4 protein-coding genes and 1 tRNA gene are annotated in these 3660 nt (G+C 57.0%); 2 read left to right on the forward strand and 3 right to left on the reverse strand.

Annotation, left to right across the window (positions count from 1 at the left end):
* Nucleotides 1-131 precede the first annotated feature (131 nt).
* A tRNA-Val gene (locus FJ398_26715) sits at nucleotides 132-207 on the reverse strand.
* An 81-nt stretch (nucleotides 208-288) separates the two neighbouring features.
* On the opposite strand from FJ398_26715, the gene FJ398_26720 reads away from it, so the two are divergent.
* Together FJ398_26720 and FJ398_26725 are read left to right on the forward strand one after the other, a co-directional pair.
* Nucleotides 289-1452: a site-specific integrase gene (locus FJ398_26720; protein ID MBM3841476.1), complete on the forward strand. Its 1164-nt coding sequence runs from the start codon at nucleotides 289-291 to the stop codon at nucleotides 1450-1452.
* Between the two features lie 29 nt (nucleotides 1453-1481).
* On the forward strand, nucleotides 1482-1961 hold the full coding sequence (locus FJ398_26725) for a hypothetical protein (protein ID MBM3841477.1): 480 nt from the start codon (nucleotides 1482-1484) through the stop codon (nucleotides 1959-1961).
* Nucleotides 1962-2178: 217 nt separating this feature from the next.
* Here the strand turns inward: FJ398_26725 and FJ398_26730 are convergent, their stop codons facing one another.
* Entirely contained in the window at nucleotides 2179-3105 is a 927-nt protein-coding gene (locus FJ398_26730; protein MBM3841478.1) for an IS3 family transposase, read from the reverse strand.
* Between the two features lie 38 nt (nucleotides 3106-3143).
* Nucleotides 3144-3458: a transposase gene (locus tag FJ398_26735; GenBank protein ID MBM3841479.1), complete on the reverse strand. Its 315-nt coding sequence runs from the start codon at nucleotides 3456-3458 to the stop codon at nucleotides 3144-3146.
* Nucleotides 3459-3660 lie beyond the last annotated feature (202 nt).

Genomic DNA, 3660 nt, shown 5'->3' on the forward strand with positions numbered 1-3660 from the left:
CAAACCCGGTGCCAATGGCTGGTCGCTCCGCAAGTCATTGCATTTGAGGTTGCTTTCTCGTTTGTCCTCCTAATTCCGGCTTACCTCAAGGCCCATGAAACCGTGAAACAAGCAAACCCCCGTCGATGATCTGGTGGGCGATGAGGGATTCGAACCCCCGACCTACTGCGTGTAAAGCAGACGCGCTAACCGCTGCGCCAATCGCCCATCATTTAATGACCAACGACTTACATTGACGAAACAATCCGAGATTTGACAATTGGATACTTCGATTTGATACTACCTGCCATGAAAGTGAGCAAAGGTGAGTCAAATCCCGCCAATCACTGGCAGAAAACCCAATACGCCAACCTGATCCGTTACGTTCCATCCGGGACGTATTTTGCCCGCCTCCGGGTTCGCGGCAAGCTCATTCGTCGGAGCCTGAAAACCGACGTAATCAGCGTCGCCAAGCTCCGGCTTTCCGATCTGGAAAAATCCGAACGCGCCGCCGCGGAATCCCTCAAGTCCGCCGCTGCTGGCAAGATGGCCTTTAGCGACGCCCTGGAAATCTTCCAGCAGCGGATCGCCGGCAGCCTGGAATTGAAGCCGCGCACCAAGGCGTACTATTCGGAGCGGATCGACGCGCTCTTGAAGTCATGGCCTGACCTTGAGCGAAGGAAGCTTCGGGACATCACCGAGCGGAATTGTGAGAACTGGGCCGCGAAGTTCGGCCTGGATTCGAGCCCCGTGGCGTTCAACCACACCGTTGGCATCCTCAGACGAGTCTTCGAAATCGGGATCAAGGAAGGCGCCTGCTATGTCAATCCCGCGCGGGTCATCGGCTGGGCGACCGAAAAACCAAAGAAACTCCGTTTGCCGGAGCCGTCGCAATTCGAAGGGTTGGTCAAGGCCATCGAGAATTGCGGGTGGGTCTATGGCAAAGACTCGGCGGACATGGTGCAATTCCTGGCCTTCACTGGCCTGCGCAAGACGGAAGCCCGGTTCGTCACCTGGCGAGACTGCAACTTCGAGAAAGGCGAAATCCTGGTCCGCGGCCATCCTGAAACCGGGACCAAGAACAGCGAAGAACGCCGGGTCCCGATGATTCCCGACACTCGGCAACTACTGGAGGGAATCCGCTCCGAGCGCCCGGACGAACCGCCCGACACTCCGGTAATCCGCTTCCTGGACTGCCGCAAGGCGCTCGCGAATGCATGCGACCGGATAGGCATCCCCAAGCTCACCCATCATGATTTGCGGCATCTCTTCGCGACGCGCTGCATTGAGGCTGGCGTTGACATCCCTACCGTCTCCCGTTGGCTTGGCCACAAAGACGGCGGCGCGTTGGCGATGAAAACCTACGGCCATCTGCGCGATACGCACTCCGCAGAAATGGCTCAGCGGGTCACGTTCGCCAGTAAGCCAGCACAGGCGAACATTGTTCCTCTCGCAGGCCGGCACGCTGCCTGATTACGAAGGATAAGGGCAGGCGCAAGCCTATGAGCACACGGTCGCAACATGCGTCGTCCGGCAGCAGAAATCATCTGATAGACCTTCCGCCGCTGTCCGCCTGGGATTTTGACTGTTGCCCAAGAGAGTTGTTTCCACCGGAGGAGCACGAGCACTGCTGGTTTTACGAATACGGCAGGGAGTCCGGCACTGTCGTCAAGTTAGTCCGAGCGTGGCGAAGAAACCGCCGCCGGCTCATGACCAAGGATGACCCGATAGGTAATCTCATTGTGGATGCTTGGTTCGGCTTGCCATCGCGCGTCCTGGCGGATTACAGGGAGTTTCCTGGAAAGCACTGGTTGGAAATCGATCTGAGCCGTCGAAAAAGCTATATCGAGGAGCTTCCACCGTGGTCGAACCTCACGCTCCCAAGTAATTCACAACACAAATACTTGTACTGGTTCAGCGTGAAACGCCGGTTGGTCGAAAAAGCTAACGCACTTTTGCCGCGAGTTTTTGTTTTGATCTGATCAGAGGATGAAATGGGGGACGCTGTCCCCCAAACCCCCTGGGATTTTTCGCTTTGCTGTCGATCCCGCAGGAGGCCGGCCTGGGCGACCAAAGCCGCCCAAGCCTGCGGTATTCGAGTCCCCCGCGGCGCTCGGGTTGCTTCCCAGCAGAGCCCTATCCTCCGGGGGGACGCCGGCGAGCTTACCGGCCCGCGATTGTTTTCCAAGCCTCCAATGTTCATAACCGCACTTCCGGGTGGGCCCGGCGCTGCCGTCGTTGCTCGCGCGCCGCTTCCAGCTTCCGATCCCGCGCGGCGTGAATCTCCGTGTGCCGGCCTTCCAGTCGATCCTTGGGGGTCACATACCCCAAGGCACTGTGCAAGCGCACGGTGTTGTAATGCTCCACAAATTCGCCCACCACCCGCCGCGCATCCTCGATCGTCAGGGGCGTCTTGGGCCGAATCGCTTGCTCCTTCAAAGTCCGATGATACCGTTCGAGCTTGCCGTTGCTCTGCGGATAATGCGGGCTGGTCAACACGTGCGTGGTTTGCCACAGCCGCAGAAACTCCTTGAAATCCTTGGCCACAAATTGCGGACCGTTGTCGGAAATGATCTGCGGTCGCGCTTGGGGATGCTTTTCGCGAGCTCGTTGTAAGACGATCTCGGCGTCGGCTTCTTTCATCGCCTCCCGAATCTCCCAGTGCACAATGGACCGAGAACACCCGTCCAGAATGCTGCACAGGTAGTAGAAGGTCCCGCCCACGTTGACATACGAGAAATCGATGTGCCAATGATCGTGAGGTTCCAGCGGCTGGACAAAACCCGTGCCCTTGCGCGAGGGCTTCTGCCAGCGATTGGCCAGGAGCCCTTCGGCCTTGAGCACCCGATACACGCTGGCCGGACTGACCGCCACGATGTCCCGGTCCAGCATCATGAAACACAGCCGTCGGTAACCCTCCAGGGGATATTCGGCAAAAAACTTCACGATGGCTGCCTTCTCCCAGTCCTCCAACCAATGGTCGCGCGGCACCAGAAAGTTGTGCTCGTTGGCTTTGCCATACCGGCTGCGCCAGTCCCGGAATTTGCGCGAGGCCAGTCCGATCCACCGCAGCAGTTGCTCGTAACAGATCTCCGTCCGTTCCGACCAATGCCTTACGAAATCCACCAACTCGTCCCGAATGTCGTGTGCGATCCATGCCTGGTTCAAAGCTCCCCAATGTCTTTTTTTAAGCGGATATACTCCTCCATCAACTCCGAGAGCACCTCATGCTTGCGTTGGAGCTTGGACTCCAGCCCTTGCACCTCCTTCTCCCATTTGGTCTCACTACGAGCGTTGCCCGATCCTTCAAAGGCTCGCGCCCCGTTCTCGAAAAAGGTCCGCTGCCATTGGTAAAACAGGCTGGGGTTCATTTTGTATTGCTCGCACAAATCGGAGACCGGTTTGCCTTCCAGCAAATGCAAGCGGAGGATTTTGACTTTGTCTTGGGCACTGAAGTGCCGCCGTTCAGATTGACTCATATCACTGTGCCTTTCTATGCGGCATCAGTGAGTAAGCTCAATCCCCAAACCGGCGTTTTCGACTGAAGCAGAACAATATTGGGTGGAAATATTTTTTATTGTGTTAGACAGAATCTACCTAATCCAATAATTTGTCCCCGTTCTTCCAGGGAGGTTGGAATGCAAAGCCCATCTTTCCCCGGAGTTGTTTCGAGCATATTCA

This window comes from Verrucomicrobiota bacterium (assembly GCA_016871535.1).
Taxonomy (GTDB): Bacteria; Verrucomicrobiota; Verrucomicrobiia; order Limisphaerales; family SIBE01; genus VHCZ01.

Coding starts and splice junctions, on each gene's coding strand:
- FJ398_26720 (MBM3841476.1), top strand. CDS start 289: ATGAAAGTGAGCAAAGGTGAGTCAAATCCCGCCAATCACTGGCAGAAA.
- FJ398_26735 (MBM3841479.1), bottom strand. CDS start 3,458: ATGAGTCAATCTGAACGGCGGCACTTCAGTGCCCAAGACAAAGTCAAA.
- FJ398_26725 (MBM3841477.1), top strand. CDS start 1,482: ATGAGCACACGGTCGCAACATGCGTCGTCCGGCAGCAGAAATCATCTG.